General features: G+C 63.8%; 12 protein-coding genes and 1 pseudogene. 3 read left to right on the forward strand and 10 right to left on the reverse strand.

What is annotated here, in order from left to right; all coding sequences use genetic code 11:
• Window positions 1-40 precede the first annotated feature (40 nt).
• Genes dpdD through dpdE form a run of 8 tightly spaced genes read right to left on the reverse strand, consistent with a single transcriptional unit; the run spans window position 41 to window position 17,623 of the window.
• Window positions 41-2,071 carry a protein DpdD gene (gene dpdD, locus O3W51_RS31770; protein WP_269287893.1) on the reverse strand — a complete coding sequence of 677 codons (2,031 nt, stop codon included), beginning with the start codon at window positions 2,069-2,071 and terminating at the stop codon, window positions 41-43.
• Entirely contained in the window at window positions 2,068-2,589 is a 522-nt protein-coding gene (dpdK, locus tag O3W51_RS31775) for a phospholipase D-like domain-containing protein DpdK (protein WP_269287895.1), read from the reverse strand. Before dpdK ends, dpdD begins: the two co-directional genes overlap by 4 nt.
• A complete protein-coding gene (dpdJ, locus tag O3W51_RS31780) occupies window positions 2,586-7,088 on the reverse strand; it encodes a protein DpdJ (protein WP_269287897.1) in 4,503 nt (1,500 codons plus the stop codon). The genes dpdK and dpdJ overlap by 4 nt, the downstream gene beginning before the upstream one ends.
• Window positions 7,085-7,774: a hypothetical protein gene (locus O3W51_RS31785; RefSeq protein WP_269287898.1), complete on the reverse strand. Its 690-nt coding sequence runs from the start codon at window positions 7,772-7,774 to the stop codon at window positions 7,085-7,087. The genes dpdJ and O3W51_RS31785 overlap by 4 nt, the downstream gene beginning before the upstream one ends.
• Window positions 7,771-10,842, reverse strand: coding sequence for a protein DpdH (gene dpdH / locus O3W51_RS31790; RefSeq protein WP_269287899.1), 3,072 nt, complete (start codon window positions 10,840-10,842; stop codon window positions 7,771-7,773). Before dpdH ends, O3W51_RS31785 begins: the two co-directional genes overlap by 4 nt.
• A complete protein-coding gene (gene dpdG / locus O3W51_RS31795) occupies window positions 10,835-11,746 on the reverse strand; it encodes a protein DpdG (protein WP_269287901.1) in 912 nt (303 codons plus the stop codon). Before dpdG ends, dpdH begins: the two co-directional genes overlap by 8 nt.
• A complete protein-coding gene (dpdF, locus tag O3W51_RS31800) occupies window positions 11,746-14,349 on the reverse strand; it encodes a protein DpdF (protein ID WP_269287903.1) in 2,604 nt (867 codons plus the stop codon). Before dpdF ends, dpdG begins: the two co-directional genes overlap by 1 nt.
• On the reverse strand, window positions 14,342-17,623 hold the full coding sequence (gene dpdE / locus O3W51_RS31805; protein ID WP_269287904.1) for a protein DpdE: 3,282 nt from the start codon (window positions 17,621-17,623) through the stop codon (window positions 14,342-14,344). The genes dpdF and dpdE overlap by 8 nt, the downstream gene beginning before the upstream one ends.
• A gap of 551 nt (window positions 17,624-18,174) precedes the next feature.
• On the opposite strand from dpdE, the gene O3W51_RS31810 reads away from it, so the two are divergent.
• On the forward strand, window positions 18,175-18,690 hold the full coding sequence (locus O3W51_RS31810) for a VUT family protein (RefSeq protein ID WP_269287905.1): 516 nt from the start codon (window positions 18,175-18,177) through the stop codon (window positions 18,688-18,690).
• Window positions 18,691-18,982: 292 nt separating this feature from the next.
• Here the strand turns inward: O3W51_RS31810 and O3W51_RS31815 are convergent, their stop codons facing one another.
• Entirely contained in the window at window positions 18,983-20,074 is a 1,092-nt protein-coding gene (locus tag O3W51_RS31815; protein WP_269287907.1) for an integrase core domain-containing protein, read from the reverse strand.
• Between the two features lie 268 nt (window positions 20,075-20,342).
• Window positions 20,343-20,537, reverse strand: a complete 195-nt coding sequence (locus tag O3W51_RS31820; RefSeq protein ID WP_269287909.1) for a hypothetical protein — start codon at window positions 20,535-20,537, stop codon at window positions 20,343-20,345.
• A gap of 589 nt (window positions 20,538-21,126) precedes the next feature.
• Between O3W51_RS31820 and O3W51_RS48980 the strand changes: the two are divergent.
• Window positions 21,127-21,558 (forward strand): annotated as a pseudogene (locus tag O3W51_RS48980) (AfsR/SARP family transcriptional regulator); the annotation flags it as partial.
• A 45-nt stretch (window positions 21,559-21,603) separates the two neighbouring features.
• A partial coding sequence (locus tag O3W51_RS31830) for an AfsR/SARP family transcriptional regulator (protein WP_269287911.1) occupies window positions 21,604-22,889 on the forward strand: 1,286 nt, incomplete at its 3' end.

A 22,889-nucleotide genomic window follows, 5' to 3' on the forward strand; every position in this document is an offset into this window, starting at 1 on the left:
TGGTGGTCTCCCCGAACAGATCGGGGAGACCACCAGTGCGTCAGACGCTCTCGGCGATCGTGCGCCGTAGGCCTCGCTCTGCTGCGCGCAGGAGAGACGCCGAGCCGCTGCCATTCGCGTACTCGATCGGCACGTCATTGCCAGTGTGCTGAGTAATGAAGCCGGTGGCGGCGTGCTTGGCGCAACGCGTCGCTAGAACGACCACGTCCGCCCTGCGCGCCTTCTCTCGCAACTGCGGCGTGCCAACGTGGTCATAGGCAGTCGCGACCTTCACAGCAGGAGCGATCTTCTGCAACTCCTCCCGGCACCTGGTGAGCACCGCCTCGTCCAGGGAGTACAAGAGCAGCGTCGAAGGAGGCATTGACGCCAGGGGGTCATCCTGCACGCCTTCCTCTTCGGGGACGGCCCAATCGAGACCGGCCAGGCCAAGTTCATGAGTGAGCCGCTGCGCGAAGGCCAGGTCAGCTTCCGCAAGGCGGTGCCGGTGAACGGACAACGGTGCGAGGAGATCGACACACAATCTCTCGCGGGCGTCTACGTCAGGACACGCAGCAAGAAATAGGCGGTCAACGAAGTCCAAGGCGGCCGAGGCCCGTTCGGGAGCGATCCACCGACTGCACTCCGAGCTAACGTCCTTGAGGATCTCTCCGTAGGTGTCAGCGGCGGGCGAGGCCCGAAGAGCGATGTCCATCAGAGCTTGCAGCACAGCCAGATCACCCGGGCCGTAGCGGCCGAAGGCCACGGCATTACGGATGAAGGCATGCGCGCTCTTCGGCGCCGGCTCGTCGTAGCCCACGGCATCGAGGAACGAACCGACAGCACGCCACAGTTCACCCGCAGCGCCATCGCTCAACCCGTCCAAGAACTCCGCCAGAACGTCATCGTTCTGCGCCGGGGAGGGCCACAGCGCCCACACTTCGTCTTCGACGGCCTGCTTGCCAGTCGGGCTTCCATCAGCAAGTGCAGAGAACAACTCTGGCCAAGACTCGACGGGCACGCCTGCATCAGCGTCAGGGGATACCTTCGAGGATGCTTCGTCCACCGCATCAGGAACCGGCATTGCCGCCAGACGCTCGGCCTCACTCAGAACGAGTGCCGAGATCTGGGGAGCTTGCTCCAGTTCCTCGACGGCCGCCAATGCCCGGCGAGCAACTGTCACATCATCGAGAATCACGGCCGCAAGCAAGACGACGGTCATCGCCTGAGGACCATACGACCGGGGGTCGCCGCCAAGCAGTTCAGGGACCACCCTGCCGTGGGCGATGAGGCCCTCTTTGGCCGCGTCGAGGTCTCGCGTAGCGAGAGGCTCCTCGAGGGCCACCGTGTAGACAGCGTTGAGAATGGCGGCCTTCACCGCAGCGGGTGGATCCTGGTGCACGATGTCCGGCAGGTTCGGAAATGCGAGAACCTTGTTGCTCACTCCGAGGCGATCCAGGCGCTTGAGCCTGAGGTGCGCCAGGTTCGTGGCGGTGAGTCCACCGGCCGCCGCCAACTGCTCCAGTAGATCTTGGGAAGCTGCTTCACCGCCCGCCGCGAGAGCAGCATCGAACTCCGCGATGAGCCGACCGATGGGTTTGACTGCACGCCACAGGCGAGGCGGGCGGCTTGTGTAGGTCTTCTGCATCAAGAGCAATGCGTCGGTGAGGCTCTGTCGGTAACGTGAGGGCTGCGCGGTTGTCAGCCTGAAGGTCACGCGCTCGCCGGCGAAGTTCAAGATGGCGCGTTCTACCGGGTCATCCGGGTTGAGCCGGGATGGGCGCAGCCCGCCACGCTCCATGTCGCAGTAGATATACGTCGGCCCTGCGAAGGCTTCGATCAACTCAGCTGTCTTCGTCACGTCAGCCTGGTCGCGTGCGATGGCGTACATGGCGAATTGTTGGCTGTCGGCGTCCCACCGCGGAAGGACGATAGGTGCATCGCCGCCGTTCAGCAGAACCTTGACGAAGGGCTCGGTGCGCTCCTTGTGAGCGTAGTCCGGCCCCATGTCGGGCCAGGCATCGTTGCCTGCTCCAAAGAATGCGCTGAGGAATGCCTGGATACGTTCCGACGTCCAGTGTTTGGGCTGAGTCATGCGGCATCTCCCCACCGCTCGGCCAGGTCCAGGCGTGCCTGGGCAGCGGCGTCACTACCTGCCGTGTAGGTCACTCTCTCGTCGTTCTTTGCCATGCCGCGAATGGTGAAGTTCATCGAGCCGCTGAGCATCCAGTCTTTGCCACACAGGGTTTTCTCGTGGATGTTCGGATCCTGCGCCAAATGGACACGTTCCGGCGCGGCTGCCTTGGTGAGGCGGCGCAGGAAGTCGTCGTTGTGCGCGTCAGTGCGGGTAACGACATGGATCTTTGCGCCACCGTGGGCGATGCGGGCGATGGCATCGGATAGGCGACAACTCTGAGGTGGAACATCGCCGAACAGTGCATCGTACGAACCGTGGCTGTTGTCGAGGACCTGGACATCGGTGATCCACGGTGACACTAGCCACAAGTGATCGCTAGGAGCAATAAACTCCGCGATCAGAGCCGAGGTCAGCATGGTGTCGACGCGCACAGTGGTGTGTAGCCCGGTGCGGATTGTGCGTTCCTGGGACTTCACTGCGAGGCCTCCCGCAACTCGATGCGGACCCGGAGTTCGTGGCGCTGACGGAGGATTCCGCAAACCTCTCCGTAGATGCGCAGTACGTCCCGGTCAATGTGGGTGACAGGAATCTGCTTCAAGGCTTGCGCCATTGACTCCTCCTTGCCGGCGGGACAAGTCAGGTCGACGGCGGAGGTCTCTGCGAGATGGTTGCGGTAGGACTCAATCCAGGCAGGCTGCGTCACATCGACTTCGGGCAGCCGGTCATCGTGGGCGGCCTGGACCAGGAGCCGTTCCAATATTGGGGTCTTGGCGTACGGCTGGTAGTGCTTCAAGTCCTGGGTACGAGCCTGGTGACCTCGAGGCCATAGGAGGCTGAAGACCTGGTCGGCAGTAAGCGCACGGACTCCCGACAATACGAGTTGGTTCGATCCCACGGCGTAGGCCACGACGCGTGCATCGACTTCAATCCCCAGACGCTCTTCGAGTGCAGCCCAGGCTCTTACGAGAGCGAGAGCCGCGGCGTCGATGTCGGTCCCGGAGCCCGGACGTAGCAAGCGTGTAGACAAGGCCGCAACTGCCGCATGCCGAGGCGGTCCATCCAATCTGGCCCATGCGTCGCGAAGATCAACGAGTGCGTCTTGGGCCTGCTGCGCCGGCACGTTAGCGCGAAGCGTTGCCATGGCACATGCGGCGGCACCTCCTGGTTCCTCAACTACATGCTCGAGAAGACGCGTCAAAGTGGCATCCACATGCTCGAATTCACTGGGTGCGAGACTGCTCGTCACAAGTCCCCAGAACCGTCGAGGATCCGCCGAGTAGTAGTCGATCAGCTGCTCGATCACGCCGAGGCCCCCGACGGAGGTCTCACTGAGCCAGATGGTCGTCAGCCCGTCCGGTTCGTCGGCTGGCAGTACATCGACGATGAGGTCGCCGTCCTGCGCGTTCGGGCAAGCACGCTGGGCGGCGGCCCGTATCCCGGCGGCCATGGTGTCTCGGTAGGCCCGCCGTGCCAAGTCAGCCGTGTCGGCGGACACGTCCTCGATCACAAGGAGGTTAGCTGCTCGGTTAAGAGCCGCGATGACCGTGCCGTGGGTGACCAGTGTGCTCAGTTCCGCTACAAGGCGGTCATTGTCCATGTGCTCCTCGGACAAGTCGGCATCGCGATAGAGCACCTGGAAGATTCTTGCCAGGTCCCTGCTCCAGCCACCACTCGCGAGAAGCGTGCGGATCTCTCCGTTCGTGCGTTCGGAAGCCAGACCAGCCAACGCGAAAGCCGTCAGGTAGATCTGTGCGAGTCGCTCCCGCTGGAAGAAGTTCGAGATATCGGCCAGTTCAGGATCTTCTTGGACCGCGTGTGAGAACGCAAGGGCCCGCCATTGCGGCTGGGCCAGGTACTGCTTGACCGCCGGGTCTTCGACGTTCAAGGGCCGCAACCTGAAACAGGCAGCATCGACGCCGAGGCGGAAGCCGAGGGCAGCTGGTTTACCGCGGAGTTCGTAGCGGACGGACTGGTTCTCGCTGCCCTGGCGTTCACGGCGGACCGTGCACTCGGCACCGATCGTCATACGCCGCACCTCGACGGGGTTCCCGGCTGCGTGTGTCGCGAAGCTGACGGTGTCGATCCGCCGCTGCCATGGGGACGGTTTCGGCACCATCCCTTCGTCGAACGAAACATCGTCAGGGACAACAACCTGTGTACCCCACACCGGCACGCCCTGCGACTGGTCAGTGATGTCGCCATCTGGCTCGACCAGCCCCATCCGCTTCGGCCTGACGACCTCGAATTCCTCCCCGCCGTGCTCATGGGGCCGCCAAGGGCCCTCGGGCGTCCCATCCCTCACGAACTGGGTGAGATTCAGAACGTCACTGCCTTCGGAAGGGAGAGGGAGCCACGTGCGGTGGTCATCGCTCAAATACCCGAAACGTCGGCTGACTCGGCCGGGGACAGCCTCCGTCAGGGCTCTCCCAATTGGCATCGGCTCGACGGCTCCATCTCCGTCATCAAAGGGGAGTTCCAGATCGACCTCTGGAAGATTCAAGGGTTCAAACAGAGCTCGAGTGATGTACTCGGGCAGCATGGCGCCGTTCACGGCACCAGCGTCAGTCACCAGTGGCTTCCAACCGGAGTTGAGCCGTCGTAGTGCGGTGGGCGCCACAGCTAGTAGCAGTGACCGCGGCTGTTCCCACAACACGGCCTGCGCTTCGTCGGGGGGGAGTTGCAGCGCCCTGGTGAGGTGCTTTGCGAACTGGTCCTGGACACGGCTGTCATTCAGCAACTCATCGAAAACCTGGATGAGGGCCTTGTGCTCTGCCTCAAAGCGGGGATTCACTGCACCGGCCGCCGGTGCTTTCAGGAGTTTGCGCGGGTCTGCACTCCGGACACCCTTGCTGCGCAGCCGGCGCCCAGCCCAGTCGAGAAGGGCCTGGGCGCCTTGGATCTTGAGGACATACCGGTTCCGCAGAGGCAGTTTGATCGCCGCGACCTCTGGCGCGAAGAGCGTCTCGTAGCCCTGGTAGGCGAGGCGATCACGACCGTAGTCAGAGAGGGTCACGACGGTCACTGGCCGCGTCCCCCGAGCGCGACCAGCGCGTCCGCGGCGCTGGATAAAGGAGGCGGCATTGCGAGGTGCCTTGTGCTGAAGCACGAAGCCAACTCGGGGGTCGTTGAACCCCACCTCCAGGGAGGCGGTGGCGATAGTCAGTCTGGCGTTGTGGTTAACGCCGGCGTCCTGCGAAGACGTGCGGCCAATGATCAAGTGGTGCATGCGCAGATCGGGGGCGAGTTCGTTCCCAATCTTCTCCACTAGATCCCATGACTGGCCCTCGTTGTACCGGGCCTCGGGCTCAGGCCGTGCGCGTGAGCGGAGCCCGGCAAGTACTTCACCACGTCGGCTCATGCGACCGAAGTGGTCCTGGTCGCCTTCCGCGTCGCGTAGGTACTTGTAGAAGCGGTTGGTGACGTCCAGGTCGTCGGTGAACAGGAAGCCGGTGGATCCGTACAGAAAGGTCTCGTCACTTGGGTCGAGCACTCGGCCGAAGAGCATTGCGGTCTGGATCGACGTCGACAGCAGGCTGGCCCCTGCCACCGGATCGCCGCGCAGGGCCAGCGCGTACTCGCGGCCCTCCTCCACCATGCAGTCCTCGGACGGAGCGATGGAGTCGATGTCGGCGTCGCGTAGGCCGACGAGCTGGGCGAAGAACTCTTTGGCGTCGCGAAGCGTCGCACTCAGGCCAACGAACGTGACAGGTTTGCGGGCTGCCTCACGCCACCTGCGCAGCAGGTAGGCGACTTGGGCACCATGCACGCCGGAATAGGTGTGAACCTCGTCGAGGAGCATCAGCGAAGGAACCTGCCCGCCTCTCCAGCCTAGAAGGCCTTCGAGGAAGCTGTCCGCGCTGCAGTTGTTCAGCATTTCCGTCGTCGTGAACAGCAGATCGGGTGGACTGCTCCGCAGGGACTTACGAGTGAGGGCAAGCCGTCCGTCCGGCACCTCATGCTGGCAGCGCCAGCAGACGAGACGCTCGATGTCGGCTGCGCGGTCCTGATCGGACCACACCAACTCACCGTTCTCGCATTCGTCGTTCGGGCATGGAAGGAAGGGACAGATGAATCCGTCTTGGAATCGCTTCCAACGACCTGATCCTCTGCCGGCAGCTAGCCGCCGCGGATCGTTGGAGTCGTTCGGTGTGCTTCCGTAGAGAGCGCCGATGCGAAGGTAGCGCCTCCCCTGTTGCGAAAGCACCTGTTCAACCTTGCTGGCTTCCGTGACGGCGTCCTTGAGTTGGTCACGCAACAACTCAGTACGCGGGTACAGGGCCAGAGTGTGGACGCTTCCCGGAGCGTGCGTCGCCATTGCGGCGAACGCGGGCAGGTAGAACGAGAGAGTCTTGCCGCTACCGGTGCCGGCCCCGACAATGATTCCGCTGGACTTGTCCTGGTGGGCAAGTGACTCATAGACGGCTTGTGTTGCTTCCAGCTGGAAGCCTGCCAGGCTCTTTCCACCCAGATAGGCCTTGGCCACACCGTCCTGGAGGCCTCCCCAACTAGGCGAAGTCCCCAACTGCTTGAGCGCCTCTGGGGCAGAGATGTCACGCTTGGGGTAGCGCCGATAGCGCGTGTGCAGCCGGTAGTCGGCAACAAGACGCCTTCCTTGACGCCACCATCCACTTGGTGCCTCTTCTGCCCAGTCGCCCCGAGGCCGGAAGAGCTGGCGAAGTCCGGCTGTGAGGCGGAGCGACTCGGCGAATCGCGTGCGATAGCGTGCCGGCCCGTCATTCGGCCAAGGCACCTTCCAGATCAGGGCGAGGCCGCGCATCTCCTGGAGTACGTCATGAGGTGAGACGTTCCCCGGGGCCTTCGGATGGTTGCTGAGAACAGACTCGATACATTCGACCACGTCGTCTTCAGAGAGCGAACCCTCCGTCACGCCCCACGAGAGCAGTGGCAGCTCAAGGTCTTCCAAGCGGTTGAGGAGTTCATTGGTGAAGTCCTGGTCCATGCTGCGCTGGTTCACGAGCCCTTCCTCTTCAGGCTGATGTGGGCATCCATCCCGTATTCACGGATGAGCGCGATCTCTTCGTCGGTGACGTCGCGTAGCGTGAGACCGGACTGCTCGCGCAGTCGATCCAGCAGAACGGCTAGTGCCCGCGGCGGGTCTTGAGCGTCCTGAAGTAGTTCAGCCAAGCCAGCATGCGTGACAGCGAAGTTAGTGATGGAGTCCTTGGACGCTTTGCCCTTTGCCACGCGCTCAATCTCAGCATGGCGGGCGGATGCCTGCTTCTCGGCCCCTGGATCGAGAAGCATCGAGATCCGCGCTACGGGCAGCTCCTCGAGTAGCTGCCCCGTCCACACGGACCAAGCGGCTTGATTCGCTTCCCCAAGACGATCAGCAACTACCTGTGCTTTCTTCTTCGCCGTGTTGAACACCTGATTGGAGGGGAGGCCGCTGGGCCCCAAGCTGCGCTCAAAGCCTGCTCTCCCGTCATCGACGCTGGACAGGTCGATGTCGAGGCCCGCGCCCCGGGCCTGCAGCGCTTCCGTGACGGCCAACTGAGAGCGCACTCGGCTGAGTTGGGACCGAAGCTCCATCAATCGAGTTGAAACCCGGGTGGCCTGACGCTGAGACTCCTCGCCGTCGGCGATGCGGGAGGCGTGATCTTCAAGCAGCTTTGCCTTCTCGTACACGGACATCTGGGTCACTGGCCATCCACCCCTTCGGCTACCAGAGAGCGCCATTCGGCAACGAGTTCCTGTACGCCATCGGCTGCGCTCTTGGCAGCCGAAGAACTTGCCCGCATCTCAGCACCCTTCAGGGCTTCGTCGAGCCACTCATCAGCCACATACAGCAGGTTCCGAACGACCTCGATGGAGGATCCACGGTCCTGGGCGGCTGTGTGGATGCGCGCGGTGAGAAGGGTCGCCTCTGGACGGTTGTCGTCGTGGCAACGCCCCAGTTCATCCTCCAGCGCGGAGATCGTGGACCACTCCACGGCACTTGCCTGCTCAAGGAGCAAATCAAGATCGCGTGCTCGCTGAGTAGACAGCGACAAGCTGACCTCCCTGGCCCGGTCAACGGCAGACTTGATGCTGGCGAGGGTGTTCTTCCCCGGGGTGCTGCGCGGTTGCCGCAGTCGGATGTCGCGGAGCAGATCGTTGAGCATCGTGATCTGTCCCTCGATCAGGGCGGGCCATGACGCGAACGGTTTGACTGCAGGCTTGATCCATTCCGGGACGGTGCTCACCGGTGTTTCCCATGACCAGTTGGCGGCTGCCTGCGCCAGCAGAGGGACTGCCCGGGCAGCATCGATCATACCCACGGCTCCTCGGCTGCCCTGAGAGATGCCGACCCCGGTACAGATGCGCTTAACCAGGGCGCCGCGCGCAGCGAGGTGCTGGTTGAGTGCGACGGTCCACCGCTCAGGCCTCGACATAGTGCCGGCGCCCTTCCAGCTCTCGCCGTCGTCCACTGCAGCCGCCAGCAACTCCTCGATGCTCATGCCAGGCCAGGCGCGGCCCGCAAGAACTGCTCCCAGAAGGGATGCGCGCAGGCCTACCACAAGGTCGTCGTCTGTGACCTCCAAGTTGCGCTGAACTCTGGTTGCCAACGCACGGGAGTACTCTTCGGCGACGGTAGCCAGCCTCCGGACGTCCTCCCCACGGACCTGATCCAGCCCGTACTGCGCACGGATCAGGCTTTGGAAGAACCTACTGTTCGTCGCGCTCCGCTTGAACTGGATGGGGGCGCTGTCAGCACCGCTGATGCCTGCGACCGCGGAGCCTTCGATGCTGACGACGGTGGCATTGTTCGGCCAACCCTTGTCCTTCACACTGGCTTGCGCCTGCATGAGAGGTGTATTCCACCGGTACCGCTGGGCCACCGCTGTGGCAACGACTGTGCGGATCGTCCGAGCATGATCCTGCTTGAGGTCGTCGCCGCGGGTTACCCATTCCTCGATGTTCTGAAGGCTCCGCTGCACCGACGGTGGATAGGTCTTGTCCTCCGTTTTGGCGGTGCTCGACGAGGTGCTGGATTGCCGGGAGGGCTCTGCAGCACGTCGCGGCTGCTCAGAAAGCATCGGAGACTCGGCCGCCATAGGGCTGAGGGCGAACGCCTCCAGCACCGCGGGGTCGATTTCAATGCCCCGAGCGGCTGCATCTTCCCAGAACTCAAGTACCCGCTTGCGCCGGTCGGCGGCAACAGGATCGCCGCGTTCTACGAGTTGCTGCACGGCTGTGCTGAGGGGCTGATCGATCTCAGCAGTAGGGAACCTCTCGGAGAAGGAAGAGTCCGGGAACTCTCCTCTCCGCAGCGAGCTAGCGTGCTGAATGAGGACTGGCCGCACCACGCTTCCCAAAACGGTTCGAGGAACGAACGCCCACGGCTCGTCCTTCGAAGCAGTCGAGTGGACCGCGCGGGTCAGGGCCGACCTGTTGAAGGGGTACAGTCCGTAACCGTCCGGGGATGCCCCGAACGCATCGTGGCAGCGTGCCTGTAGCGGGCACTCGTCGCATGCGTTCGTCGGCTCTGCGTCGCCTGTTTGCTCCAGTCGATCCTTGCCGATACGTGCTGCGTTAAGGTACCGGCCTACGAATGCGGCGATGGCCTCTTCGCCGGTGTCTTCCTCGCTGAACGGCACATCCAGGTCGTAGGCGTAGCCAAGGTTTGCACGTACGCGTGTGAGGGCTGTTTCCGGCAAGTCACGGAAGTAGCCGGTGGTTACCGCCATGAGGGTGCGGATGGGAGCCAGGCGGGTGGAGCCGTCGCGATGGGCCGCTTCGACGATGGCGTCGAGCAGGTCCTTCTGAACGCCCTGGATGAGGGCAAAGTCCTCGATGAGAAGAATGATCTCCTTGCCCTGCCGGTGGTACTCCTCCCGGACAAGGGTCATAGCTTCTAGCAGGCGCCCCATGCCCAGGTTGAAACTCCGGTTAATCGCAGTCTCCAAGTGCTCGTTCAGGAGGTCGATCGCGATCTCCTGAAGTTCGGCCTTGGAACTGAGGACCTGAACCCATTTCTTGGCTAGGGCTGATGCCTTGCTGACACCGGTGATGTCCAGCGGGAGATCATGAACGGTGAACTTCGGAGGGCGATCTCCTTCCCCCTTGGTGCGGTCCCGTAGGAGGTAGGTGGCCAGTTGAGGAACAAACTTCTCCGGCCTGAGCATGAATTCACTGACGTGCGGATCATCAAGGAGTGCCCCGAGCCCTTGAGGGCCGAAGAGCTGCCGCGCCGGCCCCGAGACCCCGCGCCCTGTCTCGGCTACAAGGGTCTCGTTAAGAGAATGGATGAGGCGCCGAGCGAGCACTGATGCGTCGATGTCAGCGGTGAACTTGTCGATCTCCGCCTTCAACTGCTTCAGTTCATCGCTGTCAGCCTGGGCGATCAGGCTTTGCACTACTGCCTTCAGGCTCGTCCTGTGCTTCTCAAGGTAGATGACCTCACGAGATGCAGGCTGATCGTCGACCAGATCAAGATGCTCGCGCACCCACCGGACGAGGTGCGACTTTCCAGAACCAGACTCGCCCACGATGGGCATGAGCAGCGCGCCGGTGTTGGACTCATGATTCAGGAAGTCATCAAGGACTGCCCGTTCATCGACCGGCCGCCCCTCGCGCACAAGTTGGCGGCCATCGAGTCGCGCTCGCTGGATCCGCAGAGGAGCATGCGTGGCCCGGAAGACGGCAGGAGAAGGAGAGATGGCCTCGACGCCGATGGTGTTGGCGGCAGTCGCGGGGTCCCAACAGACCTTTCCGCGAAATTCAGGCACTCGGGCCCTCCTGCATCGTGATGTCGCTTACGTAGCGCGGGCTCGAAGGCTGCTCTGGGTCGGCTACCTGCAGTACTAGAGGGGCATCGGAATCGAGCTCCAGGCGCAGCCATTTCTCGTCGCTACCACGCAGCAGTGCAAAGGAGAGGGAAGCGCCGGCCACACGATCACCTGGGTTCTCGAGCTGAAGAGCCCGCGCGTATTCGCCGCCCGGCAGCACTGGCAAGTGCTCACGGATGCTTCGGACGGCTGCTACGGCGTTGATCTGCTGGCCAGGCTCCCACAGGCTCTGGGCGACGTACCTGACAGCGGCGGTGCAGTCCGGAGTCAATGGACTACTGCCTTCCCCAGAGAGGAGGGGGCGGGCAGCGAGCCCCAACGCGGGAGCCCAGTCTCCGAACGGCCGCCAACGCTCAGCGTTGACGATGGCGGGGCCGGCCTCCGGCTTCAAGGCGTTCTGCCTGAGCTTCTGCGCTTGCTCCCAAGCCACCGGAGCCTCCATAGGATCCAGGGTGAGAAACCAGGCCAGGGCCCGAGTGAGGTCTCGGGATTCCTTCTGCTCCTCGTTGTCTCCCAAACCGCTGTTGCGTTCAGGCGCGAGCACGGCGGTGCGCAGAGCAGCGGAGAAGGCATCCCAGTCGTGGCCGTCGAGAGGTGCGGCGGGTCCGACAAGTTTCAGCTCACTGGTGGAGTCGTGAACGTGAAGCAACCCGAGTTCCCGCAGCGTCTTGATGGCCTTGCTGAACATCTCCGACGCATCGTCCTTCTCTCGGGAAGCTAGCGTGGGCGGACTCAACAGGGCGCGTGCGCTGTTGAGCGATACAGGCTTCTTCGAGTGGGCTAGTAGACGGACGACTGCCCACATGGGGTCAGGGCGCGAAGCGTCCACGTTGATCAGGGCCATCAGAACGACTCCAACGCATACCGGACGGGGAAGTTTTGAGGATGAAGAGCGGTGAAGGGCAGGGCTGGCCGCTCTGGATGCGGCATGCCCCGTGGGTGGATCAGGTACGTCACGTCTGGCGAACCAAGACGTGACCTGAGCACGCTGTCGACGGACGACGGATCATCGTCCAGAACCCACACGATGGGGCCGTCGTAAAAGCGCAGCAGGTCTGCGTCGGTGTCACGGATGATCGGGCGGGGCGCCACATCCCCTTGGAGGGTCTCGGCTAGGCGGGAGGTGATCCCTGGTCCGCCGATCACGTTCATACCGCGAAGGGCCAACATCTCCAGAAGCCGGGGCACATTAACCTGGCGCTCGGCGTCGGTCCCCCACCACAAGCTGAGGCATGAAGCGGTGCCGCGCAAGGTCCCGAGGGGGTCGCGATTGGCCCTCGGGGGGGCAGGAACTAGCGGATGAGGGTCTCCCGCCAGCCTGTAAAAGCCGTTGTCTGTAGGAAGGCCTGTCGATCTGCAGTTGGGGCAGCCTCGGCAGTTGATACCCGACAGCAGCGGGGCTGCGCCTCGTTGCACCCGGTAGTACGTGCTGAGTACCTCGCCGGTGCAGCGATCGCCGCGCAGCAAGGTCCGGAGATCAGTAAGTGCGGTCCTCTGAGCAGTGATCGAGCGCCGGCGCTCAGTTTCGAAGCGAGCCTGGAAGTGTTCCTCGTCATTGGTCTGCGTGTCTGCGATGGAGACGTCGACATGTGTGGACGCCAACTCGTAGAACTGGTTGAGGCGTTCCTGGAAGACCGCACGCGGTTCGCCTTCGTTCCGTTGGGGTGGTTCAGGGACATGGAGTTCGATGAGCCCCGCGCGCAGCATGAGGTTCAGGGTGCGAATGTTCCAGTCCCGGTTGGCCTCGGAGATGTCATGGACGTTGTCCGGGATCGAGTCGAGGTTGATGAGGTAGTGCCGCGGACGCGTATACGTCTTATCCCGGACGTCCCACATCCACCGCCATCTTGACCAGGCAGTGTCGGCCCTAATGATCGCCTGCCGGTTGATGCCCTCGGCGACGGGCAGGTCTCGGGGGGCCGATGCCAGGTAAGCCACGGACGGGCATCCGTCCCGGCCGGTCCGCCCTACCTCTTGGTAGTAGCGGTCGACGGTTTCCGGCAGGCATGCGTGCACCACGCTGCGGACGTCGGGGATGTCAACACCCAGGCCGAAGGCTGAGGTTCCTACGACGATGTCGTACTGGGTGGGGATGGGCCCCAAAGCGGAACGGCCGCCCCATCCTTCTACGGCCTGACGACGCTCGTCGGGGCTTGAATAGCCGGCGACATCAGCGACTCGCCTGTAGCCAGCGCTGCGTAGGCGATCTGCCCATGCCCGGGCGTCTTTCCGCTCTGTCACGTACAGAGCCAGTGGTTTCGGCAGACGGTCGACGGCACGAAGGACTGCCTCCGTGCGTTCCTCTTCCTCCGTGAAGTCGTCGATGTAGTAGCTAGGCTCGTGGCGCAACTGGGCGCCCCAAACGATCTCAGCGGCCTTGGACCCTGCGAAGAGTTTCTCGAGCGTGGTCACCTGCTGTTCGGTCAGTGTCGCGCTCATACAGACGGTGACGGGTTCACGCCCTGCAGGGGCGGTGCTCAACCAGGTACGACGGTGGACGGACATGGTTTGGAACTCAGGCCGGAAGCCCTCGCCCCACTGCTCGACAAGATGAGCCTCGTCGACGACGAAGTACTGCAGGTGGCCTGCCTCGGCAGCGTCTTCGAGAGCGGACTTCAGGCCGGACACGAGCGATTCAGGATTTGTAAAGACCAGCCGCTGGCTGCCAGACCGGATGTCCTCTCGCAACTGCTGCTTGAGGTTCTTGTCCAGGTTGCCGATGTAGGCGTAGCGGCCAGTAGGACTTTGCCGGCCGCGGGCGCTCAACAACTCTTGGGCGCGGCGCTCCATGTCCAGGGCGAGCACAACCGTTGGCACGACGACCAGGGTCACGCCGCTGCGCTTACTTGAGAGGAGCGCGGGAGCCTGCACGAGTGCAGTCTTTCCGTGGCCGGTCGGCAGACAGGCGATCACAGTGCTGCCCGGTTCTGCGAGTGCTACGGTACGTGCTGCTTGGCGCTGGCCGATCGACTTGTACTCGGCGTAGTCCTCGCCGAGAGCCTGGATCCAGAAGGGATCGGCTGGGCAGGGTTCCAACGCAAGATGCTGATGGAGACTCTCTCCGAGGTGAATCTGCTGGAAGTCGTACTCAGCGGCCTCGGTGGCCTTCTGGTCTGATACGTCAGGGTGCCATGGCAGGGCTGTGACCAGGGCGCGGCGACCAGACGGGAGGGCGTGGCAGTGGAGTTGTTCCCACTGCAACCGTGTGGGCAGCGGTGCGCCGAGCGGGACTTCGAGGCCAGAGTTGTTTCCGTGTGCTTGGGCTTCAAGAAGGACTTGTCGTGTCAGTGCTGCCACGTCACGCCATGAAGACCGGCGTTCCATAAGCCCTTCGAGGGTGTCCTTGAGTCGTCGCAGAGTTCCGCGGTATTCCGCGTCCTCGGACGTCGGGGGAACCAACGGCCAGGTGTCAAAGAGCTCTTGAGCCGCGGTCCAACTGTCACGCATGATGTTGGGCTCCGTTTCCCCCGCGGACAATGCACGTAGCGGACATGAGCCGTACGTTCGGCTGCGTGAGTCCGTCGATGAGCAGACTGGCGGTGTTCACGTCGGCCAGTTGGCTCTCGGTATCGCGCAAGAGTCGTCCGGCAGCCCTACGTGCCTCTGCCTGGGCCCGGGTCACGGCAAGTCGCCGGCGAGCCCGCTCCTGGGCTTCGGTGCTGAGCGCCGCCAGGTCGGTGACACGGAAGAGTTCGTTGCGTGCGACCTTCTCGGCGGTCTCAGCAGAGTGCTGGAACTCCGACCAGCCGCCGAAGATGCCGACAAGCTCACGAAACCGCTGGTTGTTGAAGTTCCGGCACTTCCGGTTGTCGTAAGGGCTGTTCAGCCACTCGAGCGCCGTGGCGAGGGTCAGCGCCTCGGTGCTCCCTGCCCGCACCCACACTCTGCGAGTGAACGGTGGAAGCAGAAGGTCAGCCTGTCGCTGCAACGCCCGGCTCACCTCTTCCGGGTTGGTCATCGTCTCTGCTGCTGACGAAATATCGGCCTCAACAAGGAAGTCGAAGCCGAAGTAGGGTTCTGGATCCCCCGTGTGGCTGGGGTCGATGCGCTGGAAGGCAGTTGCCTGGCCACGTTCGTCGATGGCGCTCAGCGAGGAGAGCATGTCGATGAAGGGGTTGCCGATACGGAACACCCGGGTGCCTGGGGAGCGCAGAGCCTTTGACCGGTTGAACGTCCCCCGCGTCACGGCCGGAGTCAGCGCGGCAGTCTGTGCCAGGTACAGTCGCGGTGGCACATGCGGCCGGGACTCTACGAGGTCGAAGACGGTTTCGCCGACGATGTGATCGGAGCGTCGAATGTTGATGCCGCCAGATCCTTCGCTCGTGTACTGGAAGGCAGCGCGTTGGATGTCCTTCCAGTTCACTTCCAGGTCTCTGATGGCCTTGGCCGTGTTGTCCCGGCCATCGGCGTCAAGGTAGATGGCCTCAAGCATGTCCATCTTCTCGATCTGTTGGCGAGCTTCGAGGAGCTGATCCTTTACGCGTTGCTGCGCAGATGCGAGCCCTGTAGGCCCGATCCGCAGTGCGTCGGTCCAGACTGCGTCGAGGCCTTCCGCGATGGCGTCCTGCAGCGTCGACGCCGACTTCGAGAAGATGTTGTAACCGTCGAGCAGCAGGTCCAGCCACGCTGTGCCAAGGGCTTCGTGCTCGGCGCTTGCGCTGAGCACGTACTGGCTGGCGGCATCGGACTGGCTGACGGATTCGGTGTTGCGATAGCGGTCTACTCGTCCGATCCGTTGCTCAAGCTGGTTTGGGTTCCACGGCAGACGTACATGGACGACGGCATCTGCGACCTGAAGGTTCAGTCCGTCCTCGGCGGTGTCGTCGACGACGAGGACCGACGTGCCCGACGCTGTGCGCCATTTTGCGACCGCGTCCTCGGAACCCGAGGCGCCGATCCGGCGGGTGTGCTCCGCAACCTGCGCGGAGCGGGACAACTCTCCTAGGCGTACCGTGAGTTGGTGCGCCAGTGCCCCCGGGCCACAGAACACAACGATGCGTCCACCGAGCTTCAGCGCCGGGATGAGAGCGCGAGCCGTCGCCCTGATCTGCTGGTTGTCCTCTGTTTCGTTGAGTTCTCTCTCAAGCTCAAGGAGTGCCTGCTCCTCTGCAGGAATGTGGGTGGGGATGGCGAGCAGGTCTTGTTCTTGAGGACTGAGACCGGCTCGTTGTGCCGCTTGAGCGTCTCCGTTTACGCGCCAGCGCAAAGTGTCGGCGAAGTCTTCGAAAGGCCCGCCTGCTCGGGAGGTGAGGACGCTGAGGATGCGTCCGTAGGTTGTGGTCTCGCCTTCTAGGCCGGCATCGAGCAAGTGATTCGATACGCCGGTACGCCACTCAACGAGGGCAATTTCGACGGGATCGAAGGCGGAAGGAAGGTGGAGAACTTCCGGCCGTTCCCGGCCGCGGACGGCGTAGGGTTCGCTCTCTTCGTCTTCGTCGTCTGGAAGCACCACTTGGTCGCGCCGGTGCCGGATCACCCTGCGGTGCAGGCGGTACGTCTCACTGATGTGTCCCCGTAGCTCCTCTACGCGCAGGGAAAGATCGTCGGCTTCCACTCCGTCACGGAGGTCATCGTCCTCGGTGAGGCACTCGGCGACCCGACCCGCAAGACTTTCGAATCCGGGGTCATGCGGGAGGAGCCGCCGGATGTCGTCGAGCGTTGACCTCAACAGGAAGGTGAAGGTGGCGTCCAGGGCATAGACGCTGTCTGCCAATTCGGCACGCAGAGCGTAGCGGTGCTCGAAGCCTTCGCGATCGTCCCAGCTGTAGAGGTTGGGGTCGAGGAGGTGGAGCAGCCCGAGGTGAGTGGTGTACCGAGAGGTCACAGGGGTCGCGGACAGCAGTAGAAGCTTCGGGGCAGCATGCGCCAAGGCGGCCAGTTCGCGGTAGGGGGTGAGGTTCTCACCGCTGTCCTGGACCAGCGCATGCGCCTCGTCCACGACGACAAGGGCGCTGTCGTGGTAGGCGGACCACTTCTCCGGCGTCTCATGCGACGTGATCACGATCCGCGCTGACGGAAAGTCGTCGATGAAGAACTTAGTGCGGAGCTCCTTGTCCCACTGACGCCGAAGCGGTTCGGGGGCGACGACGGTGACCTGCGCCCGCGGATCATCGAGAAGGGTCTGGCGGATGACGAAGCCAGCCTCGATGGTCTTCCCCAGGCCGACCTCATCAGCGATGAGGTATCGCTGTACCGGATCGGAGAGCACCGTCATTGCCGCACGGACCTGATGCGGAAAGATCTCGGCAGCCGAGGAGAGCAGCGCCGCCATGTTCGCGCAGGCAGCTCGTTGGGCTACGAGATCGCGCAGGAAGGGCAGCCGAGCATCACGAAAGTACCCGGACTCGTTGCCGCCGCTCGTGAGGACTTGACGGGGGTTGTGGACGGGGCGATCCCAACGCACCCTAAGGTCACGCTCGCTCGCCAGTTCGTTCCACTTCTCGTTGGGAACCTGGATGAAATATTCGGGGAGGCGTTCTCCCGTGACTCGGCCCGCGAGCCAGTCTCCGGTGCTCGGTTGGCGCCAGTAGACCCGCGTCTCGGGGTCGAGCCGGGCACGCCAGCAACTCTTGGCCGGCACATGCTGGGCGTGTACGACCTCCTCCGCTATTGATTCGAAGAAGTCGATGCGCAGCATGTCGCCGTCGACAGCCGCAACCCGGCCGATGCCCGGAGCCCCCGTGAACTCGACGAACTGTCCGACTGTGAAGCCAGAAGCCATCCTTTTACTCGCCCCCACGTGCTCGTTTACCCACCCTGACGAGCTTAGAGGTAACCACTGACAACAGCGGCAACGGAGATTGAGTGAGATTCGTATATACATTCGAAATTGGCGTGGATTCGCGCTCGCTGAACAGTGGCACCGCCGCGAAAAGTTGGGCAATATGTAGCAAAGGAAACATTTGCTCCCCTGGTGAGCAGGGATGGAAGGCGGCTGAAAGGGCGGCGCCCCGTGGGCGCGAGTTCGGCCGGCCTCACGATCGGTCGGACGGGCTCCTCGTCGCTACGTGATGTTGAGGCGCGAGCCCGACACCGCCTGCGGTCTTCGGTCGATCTTTTTGGCGGGCTCGCACTTGGTGCAGGGTGAATCGCCATCTTTTGAAACGTGGGGCCGCCTGGCCGTGACGCGGGTTCCAAGCCGCAGGTCTCGGGCTGTGGACCGAGACCTGCTGTCAGTGGCATGAGCTGTACTGTCTGGGCGCTCGCCCCACCGCCGACTCTCTGAGGCGGGTTGGGGTGTAGCTCCTGCTTCGTTGAAACAGAAAGTAGATCGTGAACGTTCCCACACCTGCTGCCACCGCCACGCTCGTCGCCTACGTCGCCACTATTCCTGCCGCCAACCTCGCAGTTACACACTTCGGAGCCGTACCAGTGGGCTTCGGATACGTTGCCCCAGCGGGGGTCTACATGGTGGGACTTGCCCTTGTGTTGCGCGACCTTGCGAGGGAAGCGGCTGGCCGCGGGGCCGTGCTCGCGGCGATCGTCATAGGTACCGTCGTGTCGTACTTTCTTGCCGACCCGGCACTGGCTGGAGCGTCAGCCGCCGCCTTCGCCGTCGCCGAAGGCATGGACTTCGTTGTCTATGAGCCCCTGCGGAAACGAGGCTTCCTGCTCGCCATGGCAGCCTCGAACCTGGTTGGCTTGCTGTCGGACAGCTTCCTCTTTCTCAAGTTGGCGTTTAATTCCCTCGAGTACCTGCCGGGTCAGATCTTGGGCAAGGCGTGGATGACGCTTGCCGCAATAGCGATCTTGGTCTTGCTCCGTCGACGGAAGCCTGCCACCGACTAGAGCGGCCTCCGCGGACGGTGGACGTCGCCAGGCCAGGGGCGTTTCAAACTCCCGTTGCTCGCGTAGATGGCCTGCTCAGAGGTTGTTCGGCTGGTCGAAAGGCCGGTTGAAGGGATCGTAGAAGGCGTGGCTGTGAGGTTGCGGATTCTGTGCTGTCGACGCGTGTTGATTGCCAGATTGCGTCAGGTGGCCATGCCCGCGGGACCGTGGCGATACCGATCGTGGAGGCGTCCAGCCGTTCGGGTCGACCCCGCCGCCAACTCTGTGGGTGCCGATTAATCATCCGGCCTGGTCAGGCGGCATGGTGGTACTCGTGGAGGGTTCCTCCGAGTCGATCTCTTCGATGGACCTCGAGACGTCTGATCTGGGCTGGTTCGTTGTTTGGGTGGGGGAGTGCTCGGAGTGGAGCGGCTTGGCCGAGAGCCTGGTGGGGTCGATGCCCGTTGTAGAAGATTTCGAACTCGCGGAGCGCGTGGAGAAGGTGGCTCTGGTTCCAGATCAGTGTTCTGTCTAGGAGTTCGTGTCGGCAGGTCTGGATCCAGCGCTCCATGATGGAGTTAATACGCGGCATCCGGATGCCGGTGGTGACGACCTTCAGTCCGGCGTCCGCCAGCAGCGCGTCGAAGGCGGACGTGAACTTGGAGTCGCGGTCGCGGATGAGGAAGCGGGCCTTGCTACCTGCGTCTTCGAGGTCCATGACGAGGTTGCGTCCGAGCTGGGCCACCCACTGAGCGGTGGGGTGTGCCGTTGTGCCCAGGATCCGAATGCGCCGGGTGGAGTGCTCGATGACCGCGAAGACGTACAGTCTCGCCCCGGTCAGGGTGCGGGTTTCGAAGAAGTCGCAGGCGAGCAGGGCGTCGGCCTGATTGCGAAGGAAGTCGGCCCAGGTGATGTTCTGGCGTTCGGGAGCGGGTGGGATGCCGTGCTCCTTGAGGATCTCCCAGACGGTGGAGGCTGCGACCTTGATTCCGAGCGCGGCGAGTTCGCCGTGGATGCGGCGATATCCCCACGAGGAGTTCTCGCGGGCGAGGCGCAGGACCAGGGCGCGGATCGAGCCGATCGTGGGTGGGCGTCCACGCCGCTTGGGGGCGCAGGTCGCAGCGTGGCGCCGTTTCAGCAGGTTGCGGTGCCATCGCAGGATAGTTTCTGGACGCACAAGCAGCAGGAGCTGGCGGAGCTTGTCCATCGGCAGGTGATGGAGCAGACCGGCGAGAATGGCGCGATCGGTCTCGGTGAAGGCGGGCCTGCCGACCTGGCGCTGCAGAACCAATAGTTGGTGTCGGAGCGCAAGGATCTCGATGTCCTTGTCGCGGTCGCTCATCGGCAGCAGGCGAAGGAAGGCGAAGGCGTTGGTCGCGGCGAGGTAGGCCAGGCGCAGCAGCACGACAAATCATGATGCCGGTCCATTCCCCGTTCAGTGAAGAGATTGGGGTGAGGGGCAGGCACAGCCGCAGATCGGCGATCAAGACCGTGACCTGGGCGGATAATTTATCGGCACGCGCAAAGCCCGTCGCAACAGCACGCGATCATCATGCTGGGGCGGTCACCAACCGTGCGAGAGGCCCATTTTGCGCGCTGGTACCCGTGATCGCGCGCACCCGCAAACCGGCTCCCACCAGGGCGGATGAGGTTATCGGCAGGGGCAGGGTCGGTCATGTGTTTGCGGCGTAGTGCAGGGCGTAGAGAATCGCAGGAAGAGCTCCTACGAGGCCGGCGATTGCTGTGATCACTCCGACCGGGCGCTGCGTAGTGCGCAGCACGTTGACCAGGTAGGCCACGAGGACGAAGAAGGCCAACGTAACGATGACGGGGGCTGTTGATGATGAGGAGGCAGCCGAAACATTCATGGCGAGCGGTACTCCTAGCGACGGCGTCTGGTCCGATGTTCCGTCCACGCCGGTGGGAGATCCGTGACAGGCGCTTGGTAGGGGCGCCCGGCTCGCTCACAGCCGTGTTCGGTTGCTGGAGCAGAACGCTAGCGGAAGTCCCCACGCTAGGGCCAGAGTTGACGTCAAAATACGCCCGGCGGCCCGGGATACCACCCCCGGACCGCGCGGGCACAGCGATAGATGGACCAGACGCCCCTCGTCGCTATATGCGTGGCATCTTGGCACCCTCGGATAATCAACCGCTAAATGAGCTGCCCTCGCACAAGGCGCAGGCCAGGGCAAGTTCAAGAGCGGGCTGGGACACCGTGCGCCGGTCGGCGATCAACGCCGCGCAGGCTGCTGGCGCTTGACCTGGGAAGTTCGGAGAGGGGCCGCAGCTCGCATTGTGAACGACCGACTGACGCGCTATGAATACCGAGAGTGACTTAACGTCTGCTTAGGCGTACTGGTAACCTCGTTAAGTCGGCGCCGAGATGAGGCAGGGGGACGAGTGAGCTTGGAGGTGAACGTCCTCGGAGATGTGGTGGCGTGGCGGGACGGCCAGCAGATGCCACTCGGTCCCCCGCAACAGCGCGCTCTGCTCGCACTGCTTCTAGTCGCACCAGACCGTTCGCTCTCCGCGTCAGAGCTTCACGCCGGTCTCTGGGGGTCAAGCCCGCCCTCGACGGCTCAGACAGCACTGCAGGTGCAACTGCACCACCTTCGAAAGACGTTGGCGGCACTTGATGGTGGTGTCGACGGGCCGACGATCGTCACTCACCGTCACCCGTTGCCCGCCCATGTTCGGTACGAGTTGCAGTTGGCGCCTGGAGTTGCGGACCTCGATCGGTTCCGTGATTCGTCGAGAGAAGGTGTGGCTGCTCAACAAAACGGTGATCTCCACCGCGCTAAGTCGGCGTTTGATGCTGCCCTGGCTTTGTGGCGAGGGGAGCCTTTGGCTGGGTTGCCGGCCACGGCGGCTGTCCGCGAAGCTCAGCACGCTCTTTTTGAAGAACGAGCCCATGTGCATCGGCGTCAAGCAACTATGGCCCTGGCGTTGCGCGACGAGCCTCGAAACGCCATACGCACGGATGGCCTGCGGTTCGCGGTACTCGGTCCGGTGCGCGTTTGGAGAGATGACCAGCCGATCGTTACCGGTTCCCCGCAGCAGCGCGCGCTGCTAGCTGCGTTGCTGCTGCGCGGCGGCCGGACGGCGACCGCGTCGGAACTCCTTGACGCCCTGTGGGGTGAGACGGCGCCCACCACCGCGCTGGCCGCGCTGCGTTCGTACGCCTTCCGGCTGCGCAAGGCGCTCGGCGCGGACGCGCTGGTCACCGAGTCCGGCGGCTACGCCTTGCATGTGGCGTCGGACGGGCTGGACTTCGCCGTCGCGGAGCGCCTCGCCGCCGAGGCCGAGAAGGCCCGCGGCGCGGGCGACCCGGCGCGCGCCCGCGAGTTGCTCGCCACGGCGCTGGGGATGTGGAGCGGCGAGCCGCTGGCCGGGCTGCCGGGCCCGTACGCGGAGGCTCAGCGCACCCGGCTGGAGGAGTGGCGGCTGACCGTCATCGAGACCCGCCTGGAGCTGGACCTGGAGCTGGCCGCGCACGCCGAGGCCGTCTCGGAACTGACCGCGCTCTCCGCCGAACACCCGCTGCGCGAGCGGCTGCGCTGCCTGCTGATGCTCGCCCTCTACCGCAGCGGCCGGCAGGCCGAGGCGCTCGGTGTCTACGCCGACACCAGACGGCTGCTCGCCGACGAGCTCGGCGTCGACCCTTCGGCTGAACTCTCCGACCTCCATCAGCGCATCCTCGAGGCCGACAGTAACCTTGGGATTTCCGCCCAAATGGATGAGCCGGTATCGATACAGGGACGACCAGCACAACTACCCGGCACTGTGCCGGACTACACAGGGCGTGCGGTATTCGTGCGAGAACTTAGTAGCCAGCTTGCCAACGCTGCGGAGAATGGGGTGCTCATCGCCGTCTCCGCGCTGGCCGGACTCGGCGGCGTCGGCAAGACGACGCTGGCGGTCCACGTCGCCCACGCGGCCCGCGACGCGTTCCCCGACGGGCAGCTCTACGTCGACCTCCAGGGCACCGACGCCCGGCCCGCGGAACCCGAGGCCGTCCTCGGCTCGTTCCTGCGGGCGCTGGGCCTGTCCGACAGCGCGATCCCGGACTCGCTCGCCGACCGCGCCGCGCTCTACCGCTCCACCCTGGACGGCCGCCGGGTGCTCGCGCTGCTCGACAACGCCCACGACGCCGCCCAGGTCCGGCCGCTGCTGCCCGGCACCCCCGGCTGCGCCGCGCTGATCACCAGCCGGGTCCGGAT

Origin of the sequence: Streptomyces sp. H39-C1 (genome assembly GCF_027158125.1) — a bacterium.
GTDB classification, from domain to species: domain Bacteria; phylum Actinomycetota; class Actinomycetes; order Streptomycetales; family Streptomycetaceae; genus Actinacidiphila; species Actinacidiphila fildesensis.

Bases quoted from the DNA above. Each gene is read 5' to 3' on its own strand.
- dpdD (WP_269287893.1), bottom strand. From the start codon at position 2,071: ATGACTCAGCCCAAACACTGGACGTCGGAACGTATCCAGGCATTCCTC.
- dpdG (WP_269287901.1), bottom strand. From the start codon at position 11,746: ATGGCCCTGATCAACGTGGACGCTTCGCGCCCTGACCCCATGTGGGCA.
- dpdF (WP_269287903.1), bottom strand. From the start codon at position 14,349: ATGCGTGACAGTTGGACCGCGGCTCAAGAGCTCTTTGACACCTGGCCG.
- dpdE (WP_269287904.1), bottom strand. From the start codon at position 17,623: ATGGCTTCTGGCTTCACAGTCGGACAGTTCGTCGAGTTCACGGGGGCT.
- O3W51_RS31820 (WP_269287909.1), bottom strand. From the start codon at position 20,537: ATGAATGTTTCGGCTGCCTCCTCATCATCAACAGCCCCCGTCATCGTT.